At 69.7% G+C, this 22,577-nt stretch carries 16 protein-coding genes; 12 read left to right on the forward strand and 4 right to left on the reverse strand.

The window, feature by feature from the left end:
- Positions 1-43 precede the first annotated feature (43 nt).
- The 12 genes from ACZ7LS_RS11730 (at position 44) to ACZ7LS_RS11785 (ending at position 15,802) form a co-directional block, all read left to right on the forward strand.
- Positions 44-1,081 (forward strand): substrate-binding domain-containing protein, encoded by a 1,038-nt coding sequence (locus ACZ7LS_RS11730; RefSeq protein WP_382529554.1) that lies wholly within the window; start codon positions 44-46, stop codon positions 1,079-1,081.
- A gap of 50 nt (positions 1,082-1,131) precedes the next feature.
- Positions 1,132-2,343 carry a Gfo/Idh/MocA family protein gene (locus tag ACZ7LS_RS11735; RefSeq protein WP_382529551.1) on the forward strand — a complete coding sequence of 404 codons (1,212 nt, stop codon included), beginning with the start codon at positions 1,132-1,134 and terminating at the stop codon, positions 2,341-2,343.
- Between the two features lie 43 nt (positions 2,344-2,386).
- Positions 2,387-3,391 carry a sugar phosphate isomerase/epimerase family protein gene (locus tag ACZ7LS_RS11740; protein WP_382529548.1) on the forward strand — a complete coding sequence of 335 codons (1,005 nt, stop codon included), beginning with the start codon at positions 2,387-2,389 and terminating at the stop codon, positions 3,389-3,391.
- 366 nt (positions 3,392-3,757) lie between these two features.
- Positions 3,758-7,438 (forward strand): ThuA domain-containing protein, encoded by a 3,681-nt coding sequence (locus ACZ7LS_RS11745; protein WP_382529545.1) that lies wholly within the window; start codon positions 3,758-3,760, stop codon positions 7,436-7,438.
- A 123-nt stretch (positions 7,439-7,561) separates the two neighbouring features.
- Positions 7,562-8,713, forward strand: coding sequence for an inositol-3-phosphate synthase (locus ACZ7LS_RS11750; RefSeq protein ID WP_382529543.1), 1,152 nt, complete (start codon positions 7,562-7,564; stop codon positions 8,711-8,713).
- Complete coding sequence (locus ACZ7LS_RS11755; protein ID WP_469448326.1) at positions 8,710-9,879, forward strand: SCO3242 family prenyltransferase; 1,170 nt, start codon at positions 8,710-8,712, stop codon at positions 9,877-9,879. The genes ACZ7LS_RS11750 and ACZ7LS_RS11755 overlap by 4 nt, the downstream gene beginning before the upstream one ends.
- Positions 9,876-10,718: a sugar phosphate isomerase/epimerase family protein gene (locus tag ACZ7LS_RS11760; RefSeq protein ID WP_382667722.1), complete on the forward strand. Its 843-nt coding sequence runs from the start codon at positions 9,876-9,878 to the stop codon at positions 10,716-10,718. The genes ACZ7LS_RS11755 and ACZ7LS_RS11760 overlap by 4 nt, the downstream gene beginning before the upstream one ends.
- Positions 10,718-11,317, forward strand: coding sequence for an EboA domain-containing protein (locus tag ACZ7LS_RS11765; protein WP_382667720.1), 600 nt, complete (start codon positions 10,718-10,720; stop codon positions 11,315-11,317). The genes ACZ7LS_RS11760 and ACZ7LS_RS11765 overlap by 1 nt, the downstream gene beginning before the upstream one ends.
- Positions 11,317-12,165 (forward strand): TatD family hydrolase, encoded by an 849-nt coding sequence (locus tag ACZ7LS_RS11770; RefSeq protein WP_356510003.1) that lies wholly within the window; start codon positions 11,317-11,319, stop codon positions 12,163-12,165. The genes ACZ7LS_RS11765 and ACZ7LS_RS11770 overlap by 1 nt, the downstream gene beginning before the upstream one ends.
- Positions 12,166-12,169: 4 nt before the next feature.
- Positions 12,170-13,339, forward strand: a complete 1,170-nt coding sequence (eboE, locus tag ACZ7LS_RS11775) for a metabolite traffic protein EboE (RefSeq protein ID WP_382529531.1) — start codon at positions 12,170-12,172, stop codon at positions 13,337-13,339.
- The gene (locus ACZ7LS_RS11780; protein ID WP_382529528.1) at positions 13,336-14,736 is read left to right on the forward strand and encodes an alkaline phosphatase family protein; all 1,401 of its coding nucleotides are present in this window, start codon (positions 13,336-13,338) and stop codon (positions 14,734-14,736) included. The genes eboE and ACZ7LS_RS11780 overlap by 4 nt, the downstream gene beginning before the upstream one ends.
- 16 nt (positions 14,737-14,752) lie before the next feature.
- Positions 14,753-15,802 (forward strand): sugar phosphate isomerase/epimerase family protein, encoded by a 1,050-nt coding sequence (locus ACZ7LS_RS11785; RefSeq protein ID WP_382529525.1) that lies wholly within the window; start codon positions 14,753-14,755, stop codon positions 15,800-15,802.
- A gap of 141 nt (positions 15,803-15,943) precedes the next feature.
- Here the strand turns inward: ACZ7LS_RS11785 and ACZ7LS_RS11790 are convergent, their stop codons facing one another.
- From ACZ7LS_RS11790 to frc, 4 genes are all read right to left on the reverse strand, one after another.
- Positions 15,944-17,344: an OFA family MFS transporter gene (locus tag ACZ7LS_RS11790; RefSeq protein WP_385129414.1), complete on the reverse strand. Its 1,401-nt coding sequence runs from the start codon at positions 17,342-17,344 to the stop codon at positions 15,944-15,946.
- Positions 17,344-18,732, reverse strand: a complete 1,389-nt coding sequence (locus ACZ7LS_RS11795; RefSeq protein WP_382529521.1) for an OFA family MFS transporter — start codon at positions 18,730-18,732, stop codon at positions 17,344-17,346. Before ACZ7LS_RS11795 ends, ACZ7LS_RS11790 begins: the two co-directional genes overlap by 1 nt.
- A gap of 240 nt (positions 18,733-18,972) precedes the next feature.
- A complete protein-coding gene (locus tag ACZ7LS_RS11800) occupies positions 18,973-21,111 on the reverse strand; it encodes an acetate--CoA ligase family protein (RefSeq protein WP_382529519.1) in 2,139 nt (712 codons plus the stop codon).
- A gap of 2 nt (positions 21,112-21,113) precedes the next feature.
- Positions 21,114-22,379, reverse strand: coding sequence for a formyl-CoA transferase (gene frc, locus ACZ7LS_RS11805; RefSeq protein ID WP_382529517.1), 1,266 nt, complete (start codon positions 22,377-22,379; stop codon positions 21,114-21,116).
- Between the last annotated feature and the right edge of the window lie 198 nt (positions 22,380-22,577).

Raw genomic sequence — 22,577 nt, forward strand, 5'->3', positions numbered from 1 at the left:
CCCGCTTACTGTCGTACCGCCCTACCTGAAGGGTTGAACCGTCATGCCAGAAACCAGCCGCAGAGGAATGCTCTTCGGCACCGCCGCCATCGGCGCGGGTGCTTTCCTCACCGCCTGCACCAGCAACGAGCCGGCGAAGAAGGAGCCCGCGGCCAACGACCAGCCCGCCGCCGACGACAAGCCGGGCAAGCCCGTCACCATCGGCTTCGCCGGCCCCCAGGCCGACCACGGCTGGCTCAACGCCATCAACGAGAACGCCAAGTCGCGGGCGGAGACCTACTCCGATGTGACGCTCGACATCACCGAGGGCTCCAACGACACCGCCGCCCAGATCGGCCAGGTCGAGACCCTCATCAACAAGAAGGTCGACGTCCTGGTGATCCTGCCGGCCGACGGCAAGGCGCTCACCCAGGTCGGGCTGAAGGCCATGCGCGCCGGGATCCCGGTCATCAACCTGGACCGGATCTTCGCCTCCCCGCAGGCGTACCGCTGCTGGGTCGGCGGCGACAACTACGGCATGGGCCTCAACGCCGGCAACTACATCGGCGAGAAGCTCAAGGACAAGCCCGACGCGAAGGTCATCGAGCTGTCCGGGCCCGACAGCCTGGAGCTGACCCAGCAGCGCACCCAGGGCTTCGACGACGCCCTCAAGAACTACCCGAACATCAAGAAGGTCGCGCGCCAGGCCGCCGACTTCACCGTCGAGTCCGGCCAGGCCAAGATGGCCCAGCTGCTCCAGGCGCAGTCCAGCTTCGACGCGCTCTGGAACCACGACGACGACCAGGGCGTCGGCGCCCTGCGCGCCATCGACCAGGCGGGCCGGGACGGCTTCCTGATGGTCGGCGGGGCCGGTGCCAAGGCCGCGATGGACGCGATCAAGGCGGACAACGGTGTGCTCAAGGCCACCGTCCTCTACCCGCCGATCATGGCCGCGTCCGCCATCGACCTGGCCCGCGCCCTCGGGCAGAGCAAGGGCGTCAGCGGCCTTTCAGGGCTGGAGATCCCGGCCCAGGTCACGCTCTTCTCGGCCGTGGTCGACAAGACGAACATCGATGACTACCTGCCTCAGGGCTTCAGCTGACCGGTCCAGTCAAGGCCGCCCCCACCAGCGAGAGACGAGGAGTACTCCGTATGACCCTCAGGGAAGCGTCGGAGAAAGAAGCCGGTGCACCACCGACACTCGGCATCGGCATGGTCGGATACGCGTTCATGGGCGCCGCACACTCACAGGGGTGGCGCACGGCGGGACACGTCTTCGACCTGCCGATGCGCCCCGTGCTCGCCGCTGTCTGCGGCCGTGACGCGGACGCGGTCCGCGCCGCGGCGGACCGGCACGGCTGGGCCGCGGCCGAGACCGACTGGCGGCGGCTCATCGCGCGCGACGACGTGCAGGTCGTGGACATCTGCACCCCGGGGGACAGCCACGCGGAGATCGCCATCGCCGCGCTGGAGGCGGGCAAGCACGTCCTGTGCGAGAAGCCCCTCGCCAACTCGGTGGCCGAGGCCGAGGCCATGGTCAGGGCCGCGGCCGACGCCAGGTCGCGCGGTCAGCTGGCCATGGTCGGCTTCAACTACCGCCGGGTGCCCGCGATCTCGTACGCCAGGAAGCTGATCGCGGAGGGCCGGCTCGGCACCCTGCGGCATGTCCGGGTCACCTATCTCCAGGACTGGCTGGCCGATCCGGCGGCCCCCCTCACCTGGCGGCTCAAGCGTGAGCGCGCGGGGTCGGGGGCGCTCGGCGACCTGGGAGCGCACATCGTCGACCTGGCGCAGTTCCTGACGGGGGAGCCGCTGGTCGGGGTCTCGGCGCTCGCGGAGACCTTCGTCAAGGAACGGCCCGTACTCAGCGGGGCGAGCGCCGGCCTCTCGGGGACCGCGGGCACCGAGACGGGCCCGGTGACCGTGGACGACGCGGCGCTGTTCACCGGACGGCTCGCCTCGGGCGCCCTGGCCTCCTTCGAGGCCACCCGGATGGCCTCGGGGCGCAAGAACGCGCTCCATCTGGAGATCAACGGCGAGCGCGGCTCGCTCGCCTTCGATCTGGAGCGCCTCAACGAGCTGTCGTTCCACGACCACACCGAGCCCGCTCCCTCCTCCGGCTTCCGCCGGATCCTGGTCACGGAGCCGGAGCATCCCTATCTGGAGGCGTGGTGGCCGCCCGGCCACGCGCTCGGCTACGAGCACACCTTCGTGCACCAGGCCCGCGATCTGGTCGAGGCGGTAGCCGCCGGGACCGATCCGGTGCCGTCCTTCGCGGACGGGCTCCAGGTGCAGCGGGTGCTCGCCGCGGTGGAGGACAGCGCGGCGAAGAACGCCGTGTACACGCCCGTGCCGCAGCCTTAGGGTCTTTCGTTTCTAGGTCCATCACATCGAGGAGGAGGTCCGAATGCCACGTCCGTTCACGCTGTTCACCGGCCAGTGGGCCGATCTGCCCCTGGAGGAGGTGTGCCGGCTCGCCCGTGACTTCGGTTACGACGGGCTGGAACTCGCCTGCTGGGGAGATCACTTCGAAGTAGACAAAGCACTCTCCGATCCCGGCTATCTGGACGGCCGTCACCAGCTGCTCGACAAGTACGGGCTCAAGTGCTGGGCGATCTCCAACCACTTGGTGAGCCAGGCCGTCTGCGACAGCATCATCGACGAACGCCACCAGGGCATCCTGCCGTCCCGGATCTTCGGTGACGGCGATCCCGAGGGCGTCAGGCAGCGCGCCGCCGCCGAGATCAAGGACACCGCGCGGGCCGCGGCGGCCTTCGGGGTCAATACGGTCATCGGTTTCACCGGCTCGTCCATCTGGCACCTGCTGGCGATGTTCCCGCCGGTGCCGCCCGGCATGATCGAGCGCGGGTACGAGGACTTCGCGGAGCGCTGGAACCCGATCCTCGACGTCTTCGACGCCGAGGGCGTGCGCTACGCCCACGAGGTGCACCCGGGCGAGATCGCGTACGACTACTGGACGACGCAGCAGGCCCTGGAGGCGGTCGGCCACCGGCCCGCGTTCGGGCTGAACTTCGACCCGAGCCACTTCGTCTGGCAGGACCTGGACCCGGTCAACTTCCTCTACGACTTCCGGGACCGGATCTACCACGTCGACTGCAAGGAGGCCCGTAAACGCCTCGACGGCCGCAACGGGCGGCTCGGTTCGCATCTGCCCTGGGGCGACCCGCGGCGCGGCTGGGACTTCGTCTCGGCGGGCCACGGCGATGTCCCGTGGGAGGACGTCTTCCGGATGCTGCGGTCGATCAAGTACGAGGGTCCCATCTCGGTCGAGTGGGAGGACGCGGGCATGGACCGGCTGGCCGGCGCCCCCGAAGCCCTCGCGGACCTGAAGCGCTTCGACTTCGACCCGCCGACCGCGTCCTTCGACGCGGCCTTCGGCGGAGGCGAGTAGCTCTTTCTCCTCGGATCGGGCTCCGGGGAGAGGGCCGGCAGCCCGGCGGCGGAAAGCGCCGCCGGGCGGTCAGGCCTGCCCGGAAAGTGCTTTGTCCTGAGGGAGGAAAAAGGCAACTTCTCCTCTGCGCAAGGTCTTTCGGACACGGACGAACACAGCTACCGTCCACTGAGATGTACAGGACATAGGTACACCGCATAAGTACAGGACACAGGTGGTCTCCGATGTGACGGCGCACGTCGGCGACGCAGCCACCTCTCTCCGGGGATCCGGTGCAGGACGAGCACCGTCCCCGGGAGGCGAGAGCGCTCCTCCGCGCTCCCTTGGCAACCCGCACGTACGAACAGCCCATTGTGGAGGACTTTCGTGCACAGAAAACGCCCCAGAGCCAGAACCCTCCTCGCACTCCTGACGGGCGCTCTGCTCGCAGGATCGAGCCTCAGCGCCGTACCCGCCGCCGCGCATCCGGACGAGCCGGCCGCGGAGGAGAGCTTCCAGCAGGTGACCCTCGCGAAGGGCGCCGACGCGGTCGGCGAGCCCATGTCGCTCGCCGTCCTGCCCGACCGCCGGGTGCTGCACACCTCGCGTGACGGCACACTGCGCATCACCGACGCCGGCGGCGACACCACGGTCTCCGGCACGCTGGATGTCTACAACCACGACGAGGAGGGCCTCCAGGGCGTCGGGGTCGACCCCGACTTCGCCGAGAACCGGGCCATCTACCTCTTCTACGCGCCCAAGCTGGACACCCCGGCGGGCGACGCCCCCGAGAACGGCACGGCGGCCGACTTCGCCCCGTTCGACGGATACAACCGGCTCTCGCGCTTCACGCTCAACGAGGACGGCACGCTCGACAAGGCCAGCGAGAAGAAGGTCCTCGACGTCACCACCTCGCGCGGCACCTGCTGCCACGTGGGCGGCGACATCGCCTTCGACGCGGACGGCAACCTGTATCTGTCGACCGGCGACGACACCAACCCGTTCGCCTCCGACGGCTACACGCCGATCGACGAGCGAGCCGACCGCAACCCGGCGTTCGACGCCCAGCGTTCCTCCGGCAACACCAATGACCTGCGCGGCAAGGTCCTGCGTATCAAGGTCGCCGAGGACGGCTCCTACACCATCCCCGAGGGCAACCTCTTCGCCCCGGGCACCGAGAAGACCCGGCCCGAGATCTACGCCATGGGCTTCCGCAACCCCTTCCGTATCTCCGTCGACAAGAAGACGGGCATCGTCTACGTCGGTGACTACGGCCCCGACGCCGGCGCCGCGTCCCCGACCCGGGGTCCGGCCGGCCAGGTGGAGTTCGCCCGGGTCACCGAGGCGGGCAACTTCGGATGGCCGTACTGCACGGGGGACAACGACCCCTTCATCGACTACGACTTCGCCACCAAGGCGTCCGGCGCGGCCTTCGACTGCGCGGCACCCAAGAACACCTCGCCGCACAACACGGGCCTGACGGACCTCCCGCCGGCCCAGCCGGCCTGGATCCCGTACGACGGCGGCAGCCTGCCCGAGTTCGGCAGCGGCTCCGAATCCCCGATGGGCGGACCGGTCTACCGGTACGACGCCGACCTCGACTCCCCGGTCAAGTTCCCCGAGGAGTACGACGGGGACTTCTTCGCCGGTGAGTTCGGCCGCCAGTGGATCAAGCGGATCGAGCAGGGCGAGGACGGCACCGTCAGCAAGATCAACCCGTTCCCGTGGTCCGGCACCCAGCCCATGGACATGGAGTTCGGCCCTGACGGCGCGCTCTACGTACTCGACTACGGCCTGTCCTGGTTCGGCGGCGACGAGCACTCCGCGCTCTACCGCATCGAGAACTCCACGGGCGGCAAGTCACCGATCGCCGAGGCGGCCGCGACCAAGACGTCGGGCAAGTCCCCGCTGAAGGTCACCTTCTCCTCCGCGGGCACCGAGGACCCCGACGGCGACGCCCTCACCTACGCGTGGGACTTCGGCGACGGCGGCACCTCGACCGAGGCCAACCCCTCGTACACGTACAAGAAGAACGGCACCTACACCGCGCGGCTCACCGTCACCGACCCGACCGAGCGCACCGCGACCGCGTCCGTACGGATCGTCGTCGGCAACACCGCGCCCAAGGTGACGCTCGAACTCCCCAACGACGGGCACCTCTTCAACTTCGGGGACACCATCCCCTTCAAGGTGAAGGTCACGGACCCGGAGGACGGGGTGATCGACTGCTCCAAGGTCGTCGTCCGCTACATCCTCGGCCACGACAGCCACGGCCACCCGATCACCTCGGCCAACGGCTGTGAGGGCACCATCACCGCGCCCGCCGACACCGAGCACGATCCCAACGCCAACATCTTCGGTGTCATCGACGCCGAGTACACCGACGGCGGAGGCGGCGGCCAGGCGGCGCTCACCACGCACGACCAGTCGCAGCTGCAGCCGCGCCACCGGCAGGCGGAGCACTTCAACAACTCCTCCGGCATCAAGGTCTACGACAAGGCACCGGCCAACGGCGGCAAGACCGTCGGCGACATCGACAACGGCGACTGGATCTCCTTCTCGCCGTACAACCTGACCGGGTCCAAGACGCTCACCGCCCGGATCTCCTCCGGCGGCGCCGGCGGATTCCTGGAGGTACGCACCGGCTCGGCCAACGGCAACCTGCTCGGCTCCGCGCCGATCCCGGTCACCGGCGGCTGGGAGACCTTCCAGGACATCGACGTACCGCTCCGTGCCGTACCCAAGCAGACCACCGAGCTGTTCCTGGTCTTCAAGGGCGGTGCCGGCGCGCTGTACGACCTGGACGACTTCCAGCTCTCCACGGCCGTGCCCGGCAAGACCGAGAAGCGGGTCCTGGTCTTCTCCAAGACCGGCGGCTTCCGCCACGACTCGATCCCCGCGGGCATCGCCGCGCTCAAGGAGCTCGGCAAGACCACCGGGATCACCGTCGACGCCACCGAGGCGGCCGGCCAGTTCACCACCAACAACCTGGCCAGGTACGACGCGGTGGTCTTCCTCTCCACCACCGGTGACGTCCTCAACGCCGACCAGCAGAAGGCGTTCGAGAACTACGTCGCCACCGGCGGCGGCTACATGGGCGTCCACGCCGCGGCCGACACCGAGTACGACTGGTCCTTCTACGGCGGTCTGGTGGGGGCCTACTTCGACTCCCACCCGCAGATCCAGCCGGCCACCGTACGCGTCGAGGACCACGACCACCCGTCGACCGCCCACCTGGGCGACGAGTGGCAGCGCACCGACGAGTGGTACAACTACCGCACCAACCCGCGGGATCAGGCCCGGGTCCTCGCCACCCTGGACGAGACCACCTACCAGGGCGGCAACATGAAGGGCGACCACCCGATCGCCTGGTGCCAGACCTACGAGGGCGGCCGTGCCTTCTACACCGGCGGCGGCCACACCAAGGAGTCGTACGCGGACGACGCCTTCCGCCAGCACCTGCTCGGCGGACTGCGGTACGCGGCCGGCCAGGTGAAGGCGGACTGCAAGCCGAAGACCGGCTACCGGGACCTCTTCAACGGCAAGACGCAGGAGGGCTGGAAGCAGGCGGGACCGGGCAAGTTCAACGTCGTGGACGGTGAACTGCGCTCCGAGGGCGGCATGGGCCTGCTGTGGTACCAGGCCAAGGAACTGAAGTCGTACTCCCTGAAGCTCGACTGGAAGATGGACGGGGACGACAACTCCGGTGTCTTCGTGGGCTTCCCGGCCTCCGACGACCCGTGGTCCGCGGTCAACAAGGGGTACGAGATACAGATCGACGCCACCGACGCGGCCGACCGCACCACCGGCTCCGTCTACGGCTTCAAGTCGGCCAACATCAAGGCCAGGGACCAGGTTCTGCGGCCCCCGGGCCAGTGGAACAACTACGAGATCAAGGTCCAGGGAGAGCGTCTGCAGATCTTCCTCAACGGCGTGAAGATCAACGACTTCACCAACAAGGACCCCGAGCGCAGTCTGCGGGACGGCTACATCGGCCTGCAGAACCACGGAGCGGACGACCAGGTGTCCTTCCGTGACATCCAGCTCAAGGAACTGCCCTCCGCCTAGAGACCTCTCGTAGCCAGAGGTCTCCGGGACGGGGCGGCCCGTCAGCCGGCGGCGGGCGGGGAGGCGCCGTACCCCCCGCCCGCCGTCCACCAACCACCACACCACCGGCAGGGAGGCAGCCCCGTGACGACGACCAGTCCCGCGACGACGGCCCGTACAGAATCGACTGCAGCACGCACCGGAGTCTGGTTCGTCGGAGCGCGCGGCTCCGTCGCCACGACGGCCGTCGCCGGATGCGCGGCGGTCACCGCCGGGCTCCACCCCGCGACGGGCATGGTCACCGAGACCGCGCCCTTCGCGGACACGGGCCTCCCCGCACTCTCCTCGCTCGTCTTCGGCGGACACGACACGGCGAGCTGTCCGCTGCCCAAACGCGCGGAGGCGCTGACCGCGGCGGGTGTGCTGCCGCACGGCCTGCCCGCCGCGATCCACGCCGAACTGGCCGCCGCCGACCAGGAGATACGGGCCGGCGGCCCCCAGCCGGGCGACACCAGGAGCGACGAGGAGCTCATCGCCTCGTTCGCCGACGACCTCAGGGACTTCGCGCGCCGCACCGGCGTCGCCCGCACCGTCGTCGTCAACGTCTCCTCCACCGAACCCCAGCCCGCGCCGGACGATCCGCGTCTGCCCGCCAGCTCGCTCTACGCGGCGGCCGCGATCCGGGCAGGCTGCTCGTACGTCAACTTCACGCCCTCCACCGGGCTGCGCACCGAGGCCCTCACGGCGGCCGCCGAGGCCGGCGGACTTCCCCACGCCGGCCGCGACGGCAAGACAGGCCAGACGCTGCTCCGTTCCGTGCTCGCCCCGATGTTCGTCCAGCGCGCGCTGACCGTACGGGCCTGGTCGGGCACGAACCTGCTGGGCGGCGGGGACGGAGCGGCGCTGGCCGACCCGGCCGCCGCGGCGGCCAAGAACGCGGGCAAGGAACGCGTACTGGCCGACACCCTCGGCACGGCCCCCGAGGGCGAGGTCCACATCGACGACGTCCCGGCGCTCGGCGACTGGAAGACCGCCTGGGACCACATCGCGTTCGACGGCTTCCTCGGCTCGCGGATGATCCTCCAGACCATCTGGCAGGGATGCGACTCGGCGCTCGCGGCGCCGCTCGTACTCGACCTGGCCCGGCTGGTGGCCCGCGCGCACGAGGCGGGGCTGAGCGGGCCCCTGCCCGGCCTCGGCTTCTACTTCAAGGATCCGGACGGCGGCCCCGCCGCGCTCGCCGAACAGTTCGACGAGCTGCTCGCCTTCGCCGAGCGGCTGAAGGAGACCAGGTGAGCCTGCGCGGACGTATGCGGGCCTGGGCCGAACTGCTCCGCGTCTCGGCCCTGTTCACGGTCCCGGGTGACGCGCTGGCCGGGGCCGCGGCCCTCGGCGTACGCCCCAACCGCTCCACCGCGCTGGCCGTGGGCGCCTCGCTCTGCCTGTACGAGGCGGGCATGGCGCTCAACGACTGGGCGGACCGCGAGGAGGACGCGATCGACCGCCCGCACCGCCCCATCCCGTCGGGCCGGATCTCCCCGCCGGCGGCCCTCGCGGCCGCGGGTGCGCTGACGGCCGCGGGCCTCGCCCTCGCGGCCCGCGCGGGCCGGTCGTCGCTGGCCGTGGGCACGGCCCTGGCGGCCACGGTCTGGGCGTACGACCTGCGCCTGAAACACACGGCGGCGGGCCCCGCGGCGATGGGCGCGGCCAGGGCGCTGGACGTGCTGCTGGGCGCTACGGCGACAGCTACGGCTACGGCTACGGCGGACGTGCGCGAGCGCGCGAAGCCGGCGCCGGCCGGGCCCGGTACGGGCGGCCGCGCGGTCGTGGCGGCCCGGAAGCCCGGGAACACCGCGTCCGCGCAGGCCGGAGTCGCCGCCGCCGCGCGCACCTCGCCCCCGGCAGCGCCCCGTACGCCGTCGCCCGGCATCGGCACGGGCGCCGGAGCCGCCGGCGGCACCGGCCCCTGGGCCGGTCTCCGTACCGCACTGCCCTCGGCCGCACTCCTCGGCGCGCACACCGTCGCCGTCACCACCGTCTCGCGCCGCGAGGCGCAGGGCGGTTCCACGGCCGCGCCGCTCGCCGCGCTCGTGGCCACCGGCGTGCTGGGCACACTGGCGGGCCGGCCACCGGACGGATCCGTGGCGCGCGGCGGACTCCGCGACGTCCCGCACCGCGTCACCGGTGCCGGCCGGCCCGTCGCCGCCGTCCTCGCCGCCGCCCCCGCGCTCGCCGGGGCGCTCGCCCTCCTCTACGCGGGGACCGCCGGGAAGCCCCTCCTGCACGCCGCGCTCAATCCGTCGCCGCCGCTGACCCAGCGCGCCGTCGGCGGCGGCATCCGGGCGATGATCCCGCTCCAGGCCGCGCTGGCCGCGCGCGGCGGGGCCGCCGGGATCGCGCTCGGCGTCATGGGGCTCGTACCGCTGGCCCGCACGTTCGCACGGAAAGTGAGCCCCACATGAGTCTGCGTTTCGGCTACGGCACCAACGGGCTCACCGATCTGCGCCTCGACGACGCCCTCGGGCTGCTCGCCGACCTCGGCTACGACGGCGTCGGGCTGACCCTCGACCATATGCATCTCGACCCCATGGCCCCCGATCTCACCGCCCGCACCCAGCGGGTCGCCCGCCGGCTGGCCGAGCTGGGCCTCGGGGTCACCGTCGAGACCGGCGCCCGTTACGTACTCGACCCGCGCCGCAAGCACGGACCCACGCTGCTCGACCCGGACCCCGACGACCGCGCCGCCCGAACGAGGCTGCTGGTCAAGGCCGTTCAGGTCGCCGCCGACCTCGGCGCGCACGCCGTCCACTGCTTCAGCGGCATCGTCCCCGGCCCCACCGACACCGACACCGCCTGGAAGCGGCTCGAAGAGGCGATAGGCCCGGTCCTCGACGCGGCGGTGGCGGCCGACATCCCCCTCGCCGTCGAACCCGAACCCGGCCATCTCGTCTCGGACATCGCGGGATTCCACCGGCTCAGACATCTGCTCGGCGACCCGGACGCGCTCGGGCTGACCCTCGACATCGGCCACTGCCAGTGCCTGGAGGCCGCGTCGCCCGCGGACTGCGTACGGGACGCCGCCCCCTGGCTGCGGCATGTGCAGATCGAGGACATGCGGCGCGGTGTCCATGAGCATCTCCCGTTCGGGGACGGCGAGATCGACTTCCCGCCCGTGCTCGCCGCGCTGGCGGCGACCGGGTACGAGGGCCTGACCGTCGTGGAACTGCCCCGCCACTCCCACGCCGGGCCCGAACTGGCCCGCACGTCCCTGGACTTCCTCCGCGCGCAGGGGGTGTCCTGATGACCCCGACCCGCGAGGAACTGCTCCCCAGGCTCGACGCGCCCGCCAGAGCCTGGCTCGACGACGCCCTGGCCGAAGCGACCGCCGGCCGTGCCGACGACAACGTTGCCGCCGCCCGCTGGGAGCTGCGTTTCGCCGCCGCCGGCCGCCACTGCGGCCAGGATCACGCCGACGCCGTACGCACCCTCCTGCTCGGCGAGGCCGGCGCCGGGCTCACCACCCTGACCCGGCTCTACCAGCGGGGCACCGCCGCCGAGCGGCGCGCCGTCCTGCTCGCCCTGCCCGACCGCGTCACGGGACCCGGCGCGCTGCCCCTGGTCGAGGACGCCCTGCGGACCAATGACACCCGGCTGGTTGCCGCCGCCGTCGGCCCGTACGCCGCCGCCCACCTCGACCCCCACGCCTGGCGGCACGCCATCCTCAAGTGCCTCTTCACCGGTGTGCCGGTCGACGCCGTCGACAGCCTGGAGAGACGCGCCCACGGAGACGCCGAACTGGCGAGGATGCTCGCCGACTTCGCGGCAGAGCGCACCGCCGCCGGCCGTCCCGTACCCGCCGACCTGCACCGTGCGTTGACCCTGACCGGCGAGGAGTCCTGATGCGCATCTTCGACCCCCACATCCATATGACCTCCCGCACCACGGACGACTACCGGGCGATGTACGACTCCGGTGTCCGCGCCCTCGTCGAGCCGTCGTTCTGGCTCGGCCAGCCCCGCACCTCACCCGAGAGCTTCTTCGACTACTTCGACGCTCTCCTCGGCTGGGAGCCGTTCCGCGCCGCCCAGTACGGCATCGCCCACCACTGCACACTCGCCCTCAACCCCAAAGAGGCGAACGACCCGCGCTGCACCCCCGTCCTGGACGAACTGCCGCGCTATCTGGTCAAGGACGGCGTCGTCGCCGTCGGCGAGATCGGATACGACTCGATGACCCCGGCCGAGGACACCGCTCTGGCCGCGCAGCTCCAGCTCGCCGCCGACCACGGCCTGCCCGCGCTCGTCCACACTCCCCACCGCGACAAGCTGTCGGGGCTGCGCCGCACCATCGACGTCGTACGGGAGTCCGCGCTCGCGCCGGACCGGGTGCTGCTCGACCACCTCAACGAGACGACCGTCAAGGACGCGGCGCAGAGCGGCAGTTGGCTCGGCTTCTCGATCTACCCCGACACCAAGATGGACGAGGACCGGATGGTCGCCGTCCTCAAGGAGCACGGCACCGAGAGGGTGCTCGTCAACTCGGCCGCCGACTGGGGCAACAGCGACCCGCTCAAGACCCGCAAGGTCGGCGACGCGATGCTCGCCGCCGGGTTCGACGAGGACGACGTCGACCAGGTCCTGTGGCGCAACCCCGTCGCCTTCTACGGGCTCAGCGGCAGACTCCAGCTGGACGTGCCCGCGCCGGAGGCCCTGCACGAGGGCAACTCCATCCTGCGCGGAGGGGAGTGAGCCCATGCGCTTCCGCCACCCCGACGGCTCCACCGTCCACCTCTCGTACTGCACCAATGTGCACCCCGCCGAGACCCTCGACGGCGTACTGGCCCAGCTGCGCGACCACTGCGAGCCCGTACGCAAACGCCTCGGCCGGGACCGCCTCGGCATCGGACTCTGGCTCGCCAAGGACGCCGCCCAGGCCCTGATCAACGACCCGGCGGTGCTGCGCGGGCTCCGCGCCGAACTGGACCGGCGCGGCCTTGAGGTCATCACACTCAATGGCTTCCCGTACGAGGGCTTCGGCGCCGAAGAGGTCAAGTACCGTGTGTACAAGCCCGACTGGCGCGACCCCGAGCGGCTCGCCCACACCAGCGATCTGGCCCGGCTGCTGGCGGCACTGCTGCCCGACGATGTCACCGAAGGCTCCGTCTCCACCCTCCCGCTCGGCTGGCGCACCCCCTGGGACGCCGCCGCGGCCCGCACCGCGCACCAGGCGCTGACCACGCTCGCCGAACGGCTGGACGCGCTGGAGGAGCTGACCGGCAAGTCCATCAGGATCGCCCTGGAACCGGAGCCAGGCTGCACCGTCGAGACCACCGCCGACGCGATCGGCCCGCTCACCGACATCGCCAGCGGCCGGATCGGCATCTGTATCGACACCTGCCATCTCGCCACCTCCTTCGAGGACCCCGGCGCCGCGCTCGGCGCGCTGGAGGCCGCGCACATCTCCATCCCCAAGGCCCAGCTCTCCGCGGCCCTGCACGCCGAGCACCCGCATCTGCCGGAGGTACGGGACGCGCTCGCCTCCTTCGCCGAACCCCGCTTCCTGCACCAGACCCGTACCCGCACCGCCGCCGGGCTGCGCGGCACGGACGACCTGGACGAGGCCCTGGCCGGGGATGTGCTGCCCGACGGAGCCCCCTGGCGCGCACACTTCCATGTGCCCCTGCACGCGCCGCCCGCCCCGCCGCTCACCTCCACCCTCCCGGTGCTCCGGGACACCCTGGCCCGGCTCGTCGGCGTCGCGCAGCCGCGCACCCGCCATCTGGAGGTCGAGACCTACACCTGGCAGGCGCTTCCGCCGGAGCTGCGTCCCCGCTCACGCGGACAGCTCGCCGACGGAATCGCCGCCGAACTCACCCTGGCCCGTGATCTGCTGACCGATCTCGGCCTGAAGGAGCTGCCGTGACCGAGACCCAGGCCGGGACCCCGGCCCCGACCCCGCTGCTGGTCCTCGACGTCGTCGGGCTCACCCCCCAGCTGCTCGCCCATATGCCGAACCTGCGCAAGCTGGCGGCGTCCGGCTCGCAGGCCCCGCTCTCCACGGTGCTGCCCGCCGTCACCTGCAGCGCGCAGTCCACCTTCCTCACCGGTACGCTCCCCGCCGAGCACGGCATCGTCGGCAACGGCTGGTACTTCCGCGAGCTGGGCGATGTGCTGCTGTGGCGCCAGCACAACGGCCTCGTCTCCGGCGACAAGCTGTGGGACGCCGCCCGGCGCGCGCACCCCGGCTACACGGTGGCCAACATCTGCTGGTGGTACGCGATGGGCGCGGACACCGACTACACGGTCACACCGCGCCCCGTCTACTACGCGGACGGCCGCAAGGAACCGGACTGCTACACCCGTCCGCCCGCGCTGCACGACGAACTCACCGAGAAGCTCGGCACGTTCCCCCTCTTCCACTTCTGGGGCCCCGGCGCCGACCTCGTCTCCTCGCAGTGGATCGTGGACGCCACCCGCCATATCGTCCGCACCCGGCGGCCCGATCTGGCCCTCTGCTATCTGCCGCATCTCGACTACGACCTCCAGCGCTACGGCCCGGACGACCCGCGCTCGCACCGGGCCGCGACGGATCTCGACGCCGCCATGGCCCCGCTGCTGGACGACGCCAGGTCGGAGGGCCGTACGGTCGTCGCGCTCTCCGAGTACGGCATCACCCGGGTCTCCCGGCCCGTCGACATCAACCGGGCGCTGCGCCGTGCCGGCCTGCTGGAGGTGCACACCCAGGACGGCATGGAGTATCTCGACCCGATGGCCTCCCGGGCGTTCGCCGTCTCGGACCATCAGCTCGCCCATGTCTACGTTCGCCGCCCCGAGGACCTTGACGCCACGCGCGAGGCACTGAAGGATCTCCCCGGAATCGACGAACTCCTGGACGACGAGGGCAAGAAGGCGCACGGCCTGGACCACCCCCGCTCCGGTGAGCTGGTGGCCATCGCCGAGCCCGACGCGTGGTTCACGTACTACTACTGGCTCGACGACGAACGGGCCCCGGACTTCGCCCAGTTGGTGGAGATCCACCGCAAACCGGGCTATGACCCGGTCGAGTTGTTCATGGACCCCCTCGATCCGTACGTACGCCTCAAGGCGGCCAAGGCGATCGCCCGCAAGAAGCTCGGTATGCGCTACCGACTCGCGGTCGTCCCGCTGGACGCCTCGCCCATCCGCGGCAGCCACGGCCGGCTGCCGCAGAGCGACGACGAAGGTCCGCTCATCCTGTGCTCCACCCCCCGCGCCGTCGGTGACCGGGTCGCGGCCACCGACGTCAAATCCCTGCTCCTCCAGCTTGCCGGACTGCACTGAAAGAAGGAGTTCCGCAATGAGCCGCAAGAAGTCAGCCGACCCAGAGCTCGCCCAGAAGCTGAGCAGACGCAATATGCTCGGCGTGGCCGCGGGCGCGACCGCCGCCGCCGTCCTCGGCGCCTCGGCGACCCCCGCCGCCGCCCACGGGACGGGACACGGGCACGGCAACGGCCATGGACACGGCCAGCCCGTGCTGCCCGCAGGACGGCTCGGCGTCCAGCTCTACTCACTGCGTGACAAGGTCTCCACGATCGGCTTCGCCAAGGTCTTCGAGGAGCTGGAGCGCTTCGGCTACGACGAGATCGAGTACGCCGGGTACACCCAGGGGTCCGCGGGCGCGATCACCCTGCCCCAGCTCAAGCGGCTGGCCAGGGACCACGGTCTCAAGGGCATCGGCAGCCATGTCAACTACTACGACAACAACAACCCCAACGCCTACAGCTTCGCCCAGAACCTCACCAAGGTCCTGGACGACGCCCAGGAACTGGGCCTGGACCACGTCGGCACGGCCTCGGGCCCGTTCCGCTACGGATCGACCGTGGACGCCTGGAAGCGGGCCGCCGCGGACTTCAACGCCTATGGCGCCGCGGCCAAGCGGCGCGGCATGAAGTTCTACCAGCACAACCACGCGGAGGAGTTCTCCTTCGCCACCGACCAGCCCAACGTCCGGCTCTACGACGTCCTGCTGGCCGAGACCGACCCCAGCCTGGTCTATCTGGAGATGGACATCTACTGGGCGTTCGCCGGGCAGTTCCGCTTCAGCAAGACCCCCGAGGGCAAGCCCGCGCCCTTCGACCCGCTGCGTTACGTGCTCAAGCAGCCCCACCGGTACCCGCTCTTCCATGTGAAGGACGGCATCGAGGACATCGCCGCCCGCGACGGCTACCGGATGGTGGACGTCGGTGACGGCGACATCGACTACAAGCGCTTCATATCGGCCGTGAACAAGACGCGCGGCGGCCGCCGTGACCACCACTGGCAGGTGGAGCACGACCAGCCGGTGGACTCCATCCTCTTCGCCAAGAAGTCGGCGGCGCATCTGCACTCGCTGCGCGAACGCCGGTAGTCCACAGGGAACGCCTGCCGGTGTGACGGCACGGTGGTGTGACGGCACGGCGGTGTGACGGCACGACGGTGCGACCACACGAAGGCGGCCCTCCCCGCGGCTCATCACGAGTCGCGGGGAGGGCCGCCCGTCCGTGCTGGGTCACCCCCCGGCCGGCTGCGGAACGGGGAGAGCACTCCCGTCCCGCGGTTGTCCGGGGTTGCGCAACAGCATGGCCATGGCCGCGGCTACGAGCGAGAGCCCACCGGCGAGGATGTACGCGCCGCTGTAGCCCCACGAGTTCACCGCCATCGCCCCGAGCCCGCCACCGAACAGCCCGCTGATCAGCTTGCCGCTGTAGGCGAGACCGTAGTTGGTGGCGTTGTAGTTCTCACCGAAGTAGTCCGGCGTGAGCGCCGCGAACAGCGGGAAGAACGCCCCGCCGCCGAAGCCGGAGATGAAGGCGAACACCAGGAACAGGATCTCGTTCTTCGTGGTGCCCGCCCACAGGACGCCGAACTGCGCCAGCCCCAGCACCGTGATCACGAAGATCAGTGTGATCTTGCGGCCCCAGAGGTCGGAGAGCCAGCCGACGACTCCCCGCCCGACACCGTTGACGACGGACAGCACACCGGCCGAGGAGGCGGCGACGAGCGGTCCGAACCCGACGTCCTTGGCGAACGGCACCTGGAAGGAGATACCGAAGATGGACACACCCGCGGTGATCACCAGCAGCACCCAGATCAGCGGGAGCATGCCCGTCCTGATGGCCTCCATGGGCCGGTACTGCTTGGCCGCCGGAGGGTTCTTGGCCAGGGTCCTCGCGTTCCTGCTGCCCGCCTCGATCTTCAGCGGATCGATGTCCGCCGGCCACCAGTTCTTGGGGGGATCCCGGAAGAACAGGGCGCAGACGGCGACGATGACCAGGACGTAGACGCCGATCAGGTCCAGCACCGTCCGGTAGTTACCGATGTTGAACGCGTAGTTGAAGATGAAGATGAACGGCACCGCGCCATAGGCGAATCCGCCGTTGACGAAGCCCGTCTTCCCACCACGACGTTCCGGGAACCACTTGCCCACCATATTGATGCAGGTGGCGTAGATGAGGCCGGAGCCGACACCGCCGAGCAGCCCGAATCCGAGGACCGCGGCCGACACGTTGTTGAAGTGTGAGATGGAGAGGAATCCCACGAAGGAGAGAGCGGCGCCGATCAATGTGGCGGCGCGAGCTGTCAGAATCCCCTTCTCCCGCAGCCAGCCTGCCGGGAAAGCGACACCCGCCTGGAAGAACACCCAGATACTGAGGATCCAGAAGGTGTTGCTCTGGGACCAGCCATGCGCCGCCGAGAGGACGCTTTCGGCCGAACCGAAGGCGTACTCGAAGACGCTGATGGCCATCATGGCCGCCCATGGCAGGTACACCATGAACTTTCGGGAGTGACCCAGTATCTGTCGGTCGGTCTCGCCGATGCGGTAGATACGGCCACGTTCGTCTGTGATCTCGCGGTAGCCCGCGTCGGCCGTAGCCGACGCGGACCTACCGGAAAGAGGTTCTGCTGACATTAAGCGATTTCACGGCCAATCGGGTTCGGGTTTGGTTCGATTTTCTTGCTGTCCGGCCTTCCTGGCGCCTTGAGGAAGAAGGCCAGGATCGCTGAGAGAAGTCCGATGCTGCCGGCGATGATGAAAGCGCCCTCGTAGTCCCAGGCGGCCACCACGACGGCTCCCATACCGGATCCGACCAGACCGGAGATGAGCTTGGAGCTGTAGACCATTCCGTAGTTGGAAGCGTTGTTGTTCTCCCCGAAGTAGTCCGCCGTCATCGCCGCGAACAGCGGGAAGATCGCGCCGCCGCCGAAGCCGGAGACCATCGAGCAGAAGAGGAAGAACGGCATACTGCCCATGGAGCCGGAGACGAGCACTCCGAACTGCGCGCTGCCCAGGACCAGGCAGACGAAGATCAGTGTGTTACGGCGTCCGTACCGGTCGGAGATCCAGCCGATGACACCGCGCCCCGTACCGTTCACGATCGCCTTCAGCGACATCGCGGTGGCCACGATCCCGCCCGCGAACCCCATGTCCTTGCCGAAGGGCACCTGGAACGCGATACCGAAGATGTTGATGCCGGCCGTGCAGAGCAGGCAGAACCACATCATCCACAGCACGGGCGTCCGTGCCGCTTCCCTCGGTGTGTACTGCTTCACCGCGGGCGGGTTCTTCTCCAGGGCGCGGCGGATCCTCGGGTCCTCCGACACCTTCAGCGGGTCGGCGCCGGTGGGCCACCAGTACTTCGGCGGGTCCTTGAAGAACCAGCCCGCGACCGCGACCACGGCACAGCAGATGACACCGACGGCCACGAGCACCGTCTGGTAGTTGCTCAGGTCCATGTACGAGGTGAAGAGGAAGACGAAGGGCACCGAGCCGTAGGCGAAACCGCCGTTGACGAGGCCGGTCTTGCCTCCCTTGCGCTCCGGGTACCACTTGCCGACCATGTTCACACAGGTGGCATAGACGAGACCCGCGCCGATGCCGCTGAACATGCCGAAGCCGATGTACGCCACGATCACATGCGGCGCGTAGGCCAGTGAGAGATAGCCGAGCAGAGTACCCAGCGCGCCGAGCATCATGGCGTACCGGGCGGGCAGCTTGCCGCTCTCTCGGAGCTGCCCCGCGGGGAAGGCCACGGCCGCCTGGAAGAATATCCAGACGCCCATCAGCCAGAATATGTGCCCGCTGCTCCATAGATGGGCCTCGTGCAGAGTGTCCTCCGCCGAGGTGAACGCGTACTCCGACGAACTGATGCCCATCATCCCGATCCACGGGAAGAGGACCATCGTCCATCGCGGACGGCCCATGATGCTCCGGTCGGTCTCGCCGATCCGGTACACACGGCCGTTGCCGTCCGTCACCTCCTTGAAGGCGACAGTGCTGGAGACTTGAGTGGTTGTCATGCGGTGTGAACACCCCTTGCATCGAAAGAACTGGCCAGCGCCCCCTGTCCAAACTTTCGCGCCACCCGACTTGGTCAGGTCATCGACTTCCTCCCAACGGGGTTAACTCCGCATCATTCTGACGATGCGTCACTAATTTCGGGTGAGCCGCGGTCAACTGCCCCGCCGCTCGGATCCACACGGCGGTGTCATGTCCGGGGTACGACCCCGGGACCCGCCGGTGGAAGTCTGGTGAGTGGGTCACAGCAGCCCCGCCGCCCGTGCCCAGGTGTACTTCGCGCCGAGCGCCGCGACCGGCTTCTCGGTGGTGTACGGATAGGCCACCACTCCGTGCTCGAAGAGGTACTGACACGCCTCCTCGACCTCGATGTCGCCCGCGAGGGACGCCACCACCGGTTTCCGGATGCCCTTCGCCCGGAACTCCGCGACCACCCGGGCCGTCAGTTCGGCGAACGCCATCGGCGGAGTGACGATCGTGTGCCAGTAGCCCAGCACCAGCGCGTGGATCCGCGGGTCCTCAAGGCCGAGCCTGATCGTCGCCTCGTACGTGGCCGGCGGTTCGCCCCCGGTGATGTCCACCGGATTGCCCGCCGCGCCGAAGGGAGGGATGTACGCGCGGAACGCCTTGTCGAGATCCGGCGGGATCTCCATCAGCCGCATGCCGTTGTCCACGACGGCGTCGGAGAGCAGTACGCCCGAGCCGCCCGCGCCGGTGATGATGACGACGTTGTCGCCCAGCGGAGTGGGGAGCACGGGCAGCGCCCGCGCGTACTCCAGCATCTCGTTCAGGCCCGGCGCCCGGATGACGCCCGCCTGCCGCAGCACATCGTCGTACACGGCGTCGTCACCCGCGAGCGCGCCGGTGTGCGAGCCCGCCGCCCTGGCGCCGGCCGCCGTGCGCCCGGCCTTGAGGACCACGACCGGCTTCTTCGGCACGGTCGCCCGCGCCGCCGCCACGAACGCCCGGCCGTCCTTCAGGTCCTCCAGGTGCATGGCGACACACTCGGTGTTCGGGTCCTCGCCGAACCAGGTCAGCAGATCGTCCTCGTCGAGGTCCGACTTGTTGCCGAGTCCGACGATCGCCGAGACACCCGTCCCGGTGCTCCGGGCGAAGCCGAGGATCGCCATCCCGATGCCGCCGGACTGCGAGGTCAGCGCCACGCCGCCGCGGACGTCGTACGGGGTGCAGAACGTGGCGCAGAGGTCCTGCCAGGTGGAGTAGTAGCCGTAGATGTTCGGCCCCAGCAGCCGTACGCCGTACTCCTCGCCGATCGCCACGATCCGCGCCTGGAGTTCGTGCTCGCCGGTCTCGGCGAAGCCGGAGGGGATCAGGACGGCGTTCGGGATTCCCCGGCGGCCGACCTCCTCCAGGGCCGCCGGCACCGACTCCGCCGGGATCGCGAAGACCGCCACATCGGGCTGGCCCGGAACGTCCATCACGCTCTTGTACGCCTTACGGCCGAGTATGTCATCGGCCTTGGGGTTCACCGGATGGATCTCTCCCGGAAATCCCCCGTCGAGCAGGTTCCGCATGACCGAGTGGCCGATCTTGCCCGGCTCTCCCGAGGCCCCGATGACCGTCACCGAGGCGGGCTTCATGAGCCGCCGCATCGAGACGAGGATCTCCTCGCGGGTGTACGTACGACGCCTGACCGGTGGCTCGTTCGCCAGCAGGATCCGCACGTCCGCCGCCATCACCCCGCTCGCCGAGGCGAACACCGGGTTGAGATCGACCTCCGCGATCTCCGGGAAGTCGGCCGCCAGCCGTGACACCTTGACCACCAGACCGGCGAGCGCGTCCCGGTCCACGGCCGCGCCGCCGCGCACCCCGCGCAGGATCTCCGCCGCGCGGATCCCGTCGAGCATCGACAGCGCCTCGTCCCTGGACGCCGGCGCCAGCCGGAACGTGACGTCCTTGAGGACCTCCACCAGGACACCGCCGAGACCGAACGCCACGATCGGACCGAAGGTCGGGTCGGTGACCGTCCCGACGAGCACCTCCGTGCCGGACGGAACCATCTGCTGCACCTGTACGCCGAGGATCCGCGCCCGCGGGTCGTACGCCCGCACGTTGGAGACGATCCCGGTGAACGCGCCGCGCACCTCCGCGGTCGAGCGCAGACCGGTCCGTACGCCGCCCGCCTCCGTCTTGTGCGTGATCTGCGGCGAGACGATCTTCAGCGCGACCGGGAAGCCGATCCGGTCGGCGAGTGCCACCGCCTCGTCGGCGCACTCGGCCAGCCCCTCCGCCGGGGTGGGGATGGCGTACGCGTCGGTGACGGTCTTGCCCTCGGGCGCGGTCAGTGCCGTACGTCCCTCGGCCAGCGCGGCGTCCAGGACGGCGCGTACGGCCTTCTGACACTCCTCAGTGGTGTCCACCGCTAGATGACTCCGTCCGTTTTGAGCAGGCGCAGTTCCTCGACGCCGATCCCCAGCTCGCCGGCGTACACCTCTTCGTTGTGCTCACCGAGAAGGGGTGAAGTGACCACGTCGACAGGGGAGTCGGAGAGCTTCAGCGGATTGCCGACCGTGGTGAACGAGCCGCGCTGGGGGTGCGGGACCTCGACGACCATCTCGTTGGCCGCCAGCGAGGCGTCCTCGATGATCTCCTTGGTGGAGAGGATCGGGCCGCACGGGATGTTGTGGGCGTTGAGCTTCTCCAGCACCTCCCACTTGGGGATCGTGCTCGTCCACTCCTCGATGAGCTGGAACATCTTGCCGAGCTTGGGCAGCCGGGCCTCCGGGGTCGACCACTCGGGGTCGTCGGCCAGCTCGGGCCGGCCCATCAGCTCGGTGACCGGCCGCCAGCCGACCGGCTGGACGATCACATACACATAGTCGTTGGGGCCGCCGGGCGCGCATCTGACGGCCCAGCCGGGCTGTCCGCCGCCGCTCGCGTTGCCGCTGCGCGGCACGTCGTCGCCGAAGTCCTCGTTGGGGTACTCCGCGAGCGGTCCGTGCGCCAGCCGCTGCTGGTCGCGGAGCTTGACGCGGCAGAGGTTGAGCACGGCGTGCTGCATCGCGACGTTGACACGCTGGCCGCGTCCGGTGTGTTCACGCTGGAAGAGCGCGGCGAGTATGCCGGCGACGGCGTGGATGCCGGTGCCGGAGTCGCCGATCTGCGCGCCGGTGGCGAGCGGGGGCCCGTCCTCGAAGCCCGTGGTGGACATCGAGCCGCCCATGGCCTGCGCGACGACCTCGTACGCCTTGAAGTTGGTGTACGGACCCTCGCCGAAGCCCTTGATGGAGGCGTAGATGATCCGCGGGTTGATCTCCTGGATGCGTTCCCAGGTAAACCCCATGCGGTCCACGGCGCCGGGGCCGAAGTTCTCCACCATGACATCGGAGCGGCGGATCAGCTCGGTGAGGATCTCCTTGCCGCGCTCGGTCTTGGTGTTGAGGGTGACGGACCGCTTGTTGCAGTTGAGCATCGTGAAGTACAGCGAGTCGGCATCGGGGATGTCGCGCAGCTGCTTACGGGTGATGTCGCCGGTCGGAGCCTCGACCTTCAGCACGTCCGCGCCGAGCCAGCCGAGCAACTGGGTGGCGGAGGGGCCGGACTGAACATGCGTCATGTCCAGTACCCGTACGCCGGACAGTGCCTTGGCCGGCGCGGTGGTCCGAGGGGTCTCAAGAGCCTGGGGCATGGAGGGGCTCCTCTTCTTGTACCTGGTCTGGTCCATGGGTACGGGGGCGTGCGCTTCGGTCGGCATGAGGAGGCCCCTGTCCCTTCGCGTAGGGGAGGGCTGTCGCCCTCTCGGTACATTGCATACAGTCGACGAATACTGTATGAAGCTTGTTATCCCGCATCCAGTGGATGGTGTCCAGGGGGCGTGCGGCACTTT

The sequence above is a fragment of the Streptomyces sp. NPDC039430 genome, from assembly GCF_055639435.1.

Excerpts from the sequence above, each read along its gene's own strand:
- ACZ7LS_RS11785 (WP_382529525.1), top strand. The coding sequence starts at position 14,753 with ATGAGCCGCAAGAAGTCAGCCGACCCAGAGCTCGCCCAGAAGCTGAGC.
- ACZ7LS_RS11770 (WP_356510003.1), top strand. The coding sequence starts at position 11,317 with ATGCGCATCTTCGACCCCCACATCCATATGACCTCCCGCACCACGGAC.
- ACZ7LS_RS11740 (WP_382529548.1), top strand. The coding sequence starts at position 2,387 with ATGCCACGTCCGTTCACGCTGTTCACCGGCCAGTGGGCCGATCTGCCC.
- ACZ7LS_RS11790 (WP_385129414.1), bottom strand. The coding sequence starts at position 17,344 with ATGTCAGCAGAACCTCTTTCCGGTAGGTCCGCGTCGGCTACGGCCGAC.
- eboE (WP_382529531.1), top strand. The coding sequence starts at position 12,170 with ATGCGCTTCCGCCACCCCGACGGCTCCACCGTCCACCTCTCGTACTGC.
- frc (WP_382529517.1), bottom strand. The coding sequence starts at position 22,379 with ATGCCCCAGGCTCTTGAGACCCCTCGGACCACCGCGCCGGCCAAGGCA.
- ACZ7LS_RS11730 (WP_382529554.1), top strand. The coding sequence starts at position 44 with ATGCCAGAAACCAGCCGCAGAGGAATGCTCTTCGGCACCGCCGCCATC.
- ACZ7LS_RS11765 (WP_382667720.1), top strand. The coding sequence starts at position 10,718 with ATGACCCCGACCCGCGAGGAACTGCTCCCCAGGCTCGACGCGCCCGCC.
- ACZ7LS_RS11760 (WP_382667722.1), top strand. The coding sequence starts at position 9,876 with ATGAGTCTGCGTTTCGGCTACGGCACCAACGGGCTCACCGATCTGCGC.
- ACZ7LS_RS11735 (WP_382529551.1), top strand. The coding sequence starts at position 1,132 with ATGACCCTCAGGGAAGCGTCGGAGAAAGAAGCCGGTGCACCACCGACA.
- ACZ7LS_RS11795 (WP_382529521.1), bottom strand. The coding sequence starts at position 18,732 with ATGACAACCACTCAAGTCTCCAGCACTGTCGCCTTCAAGGAGGTGACG.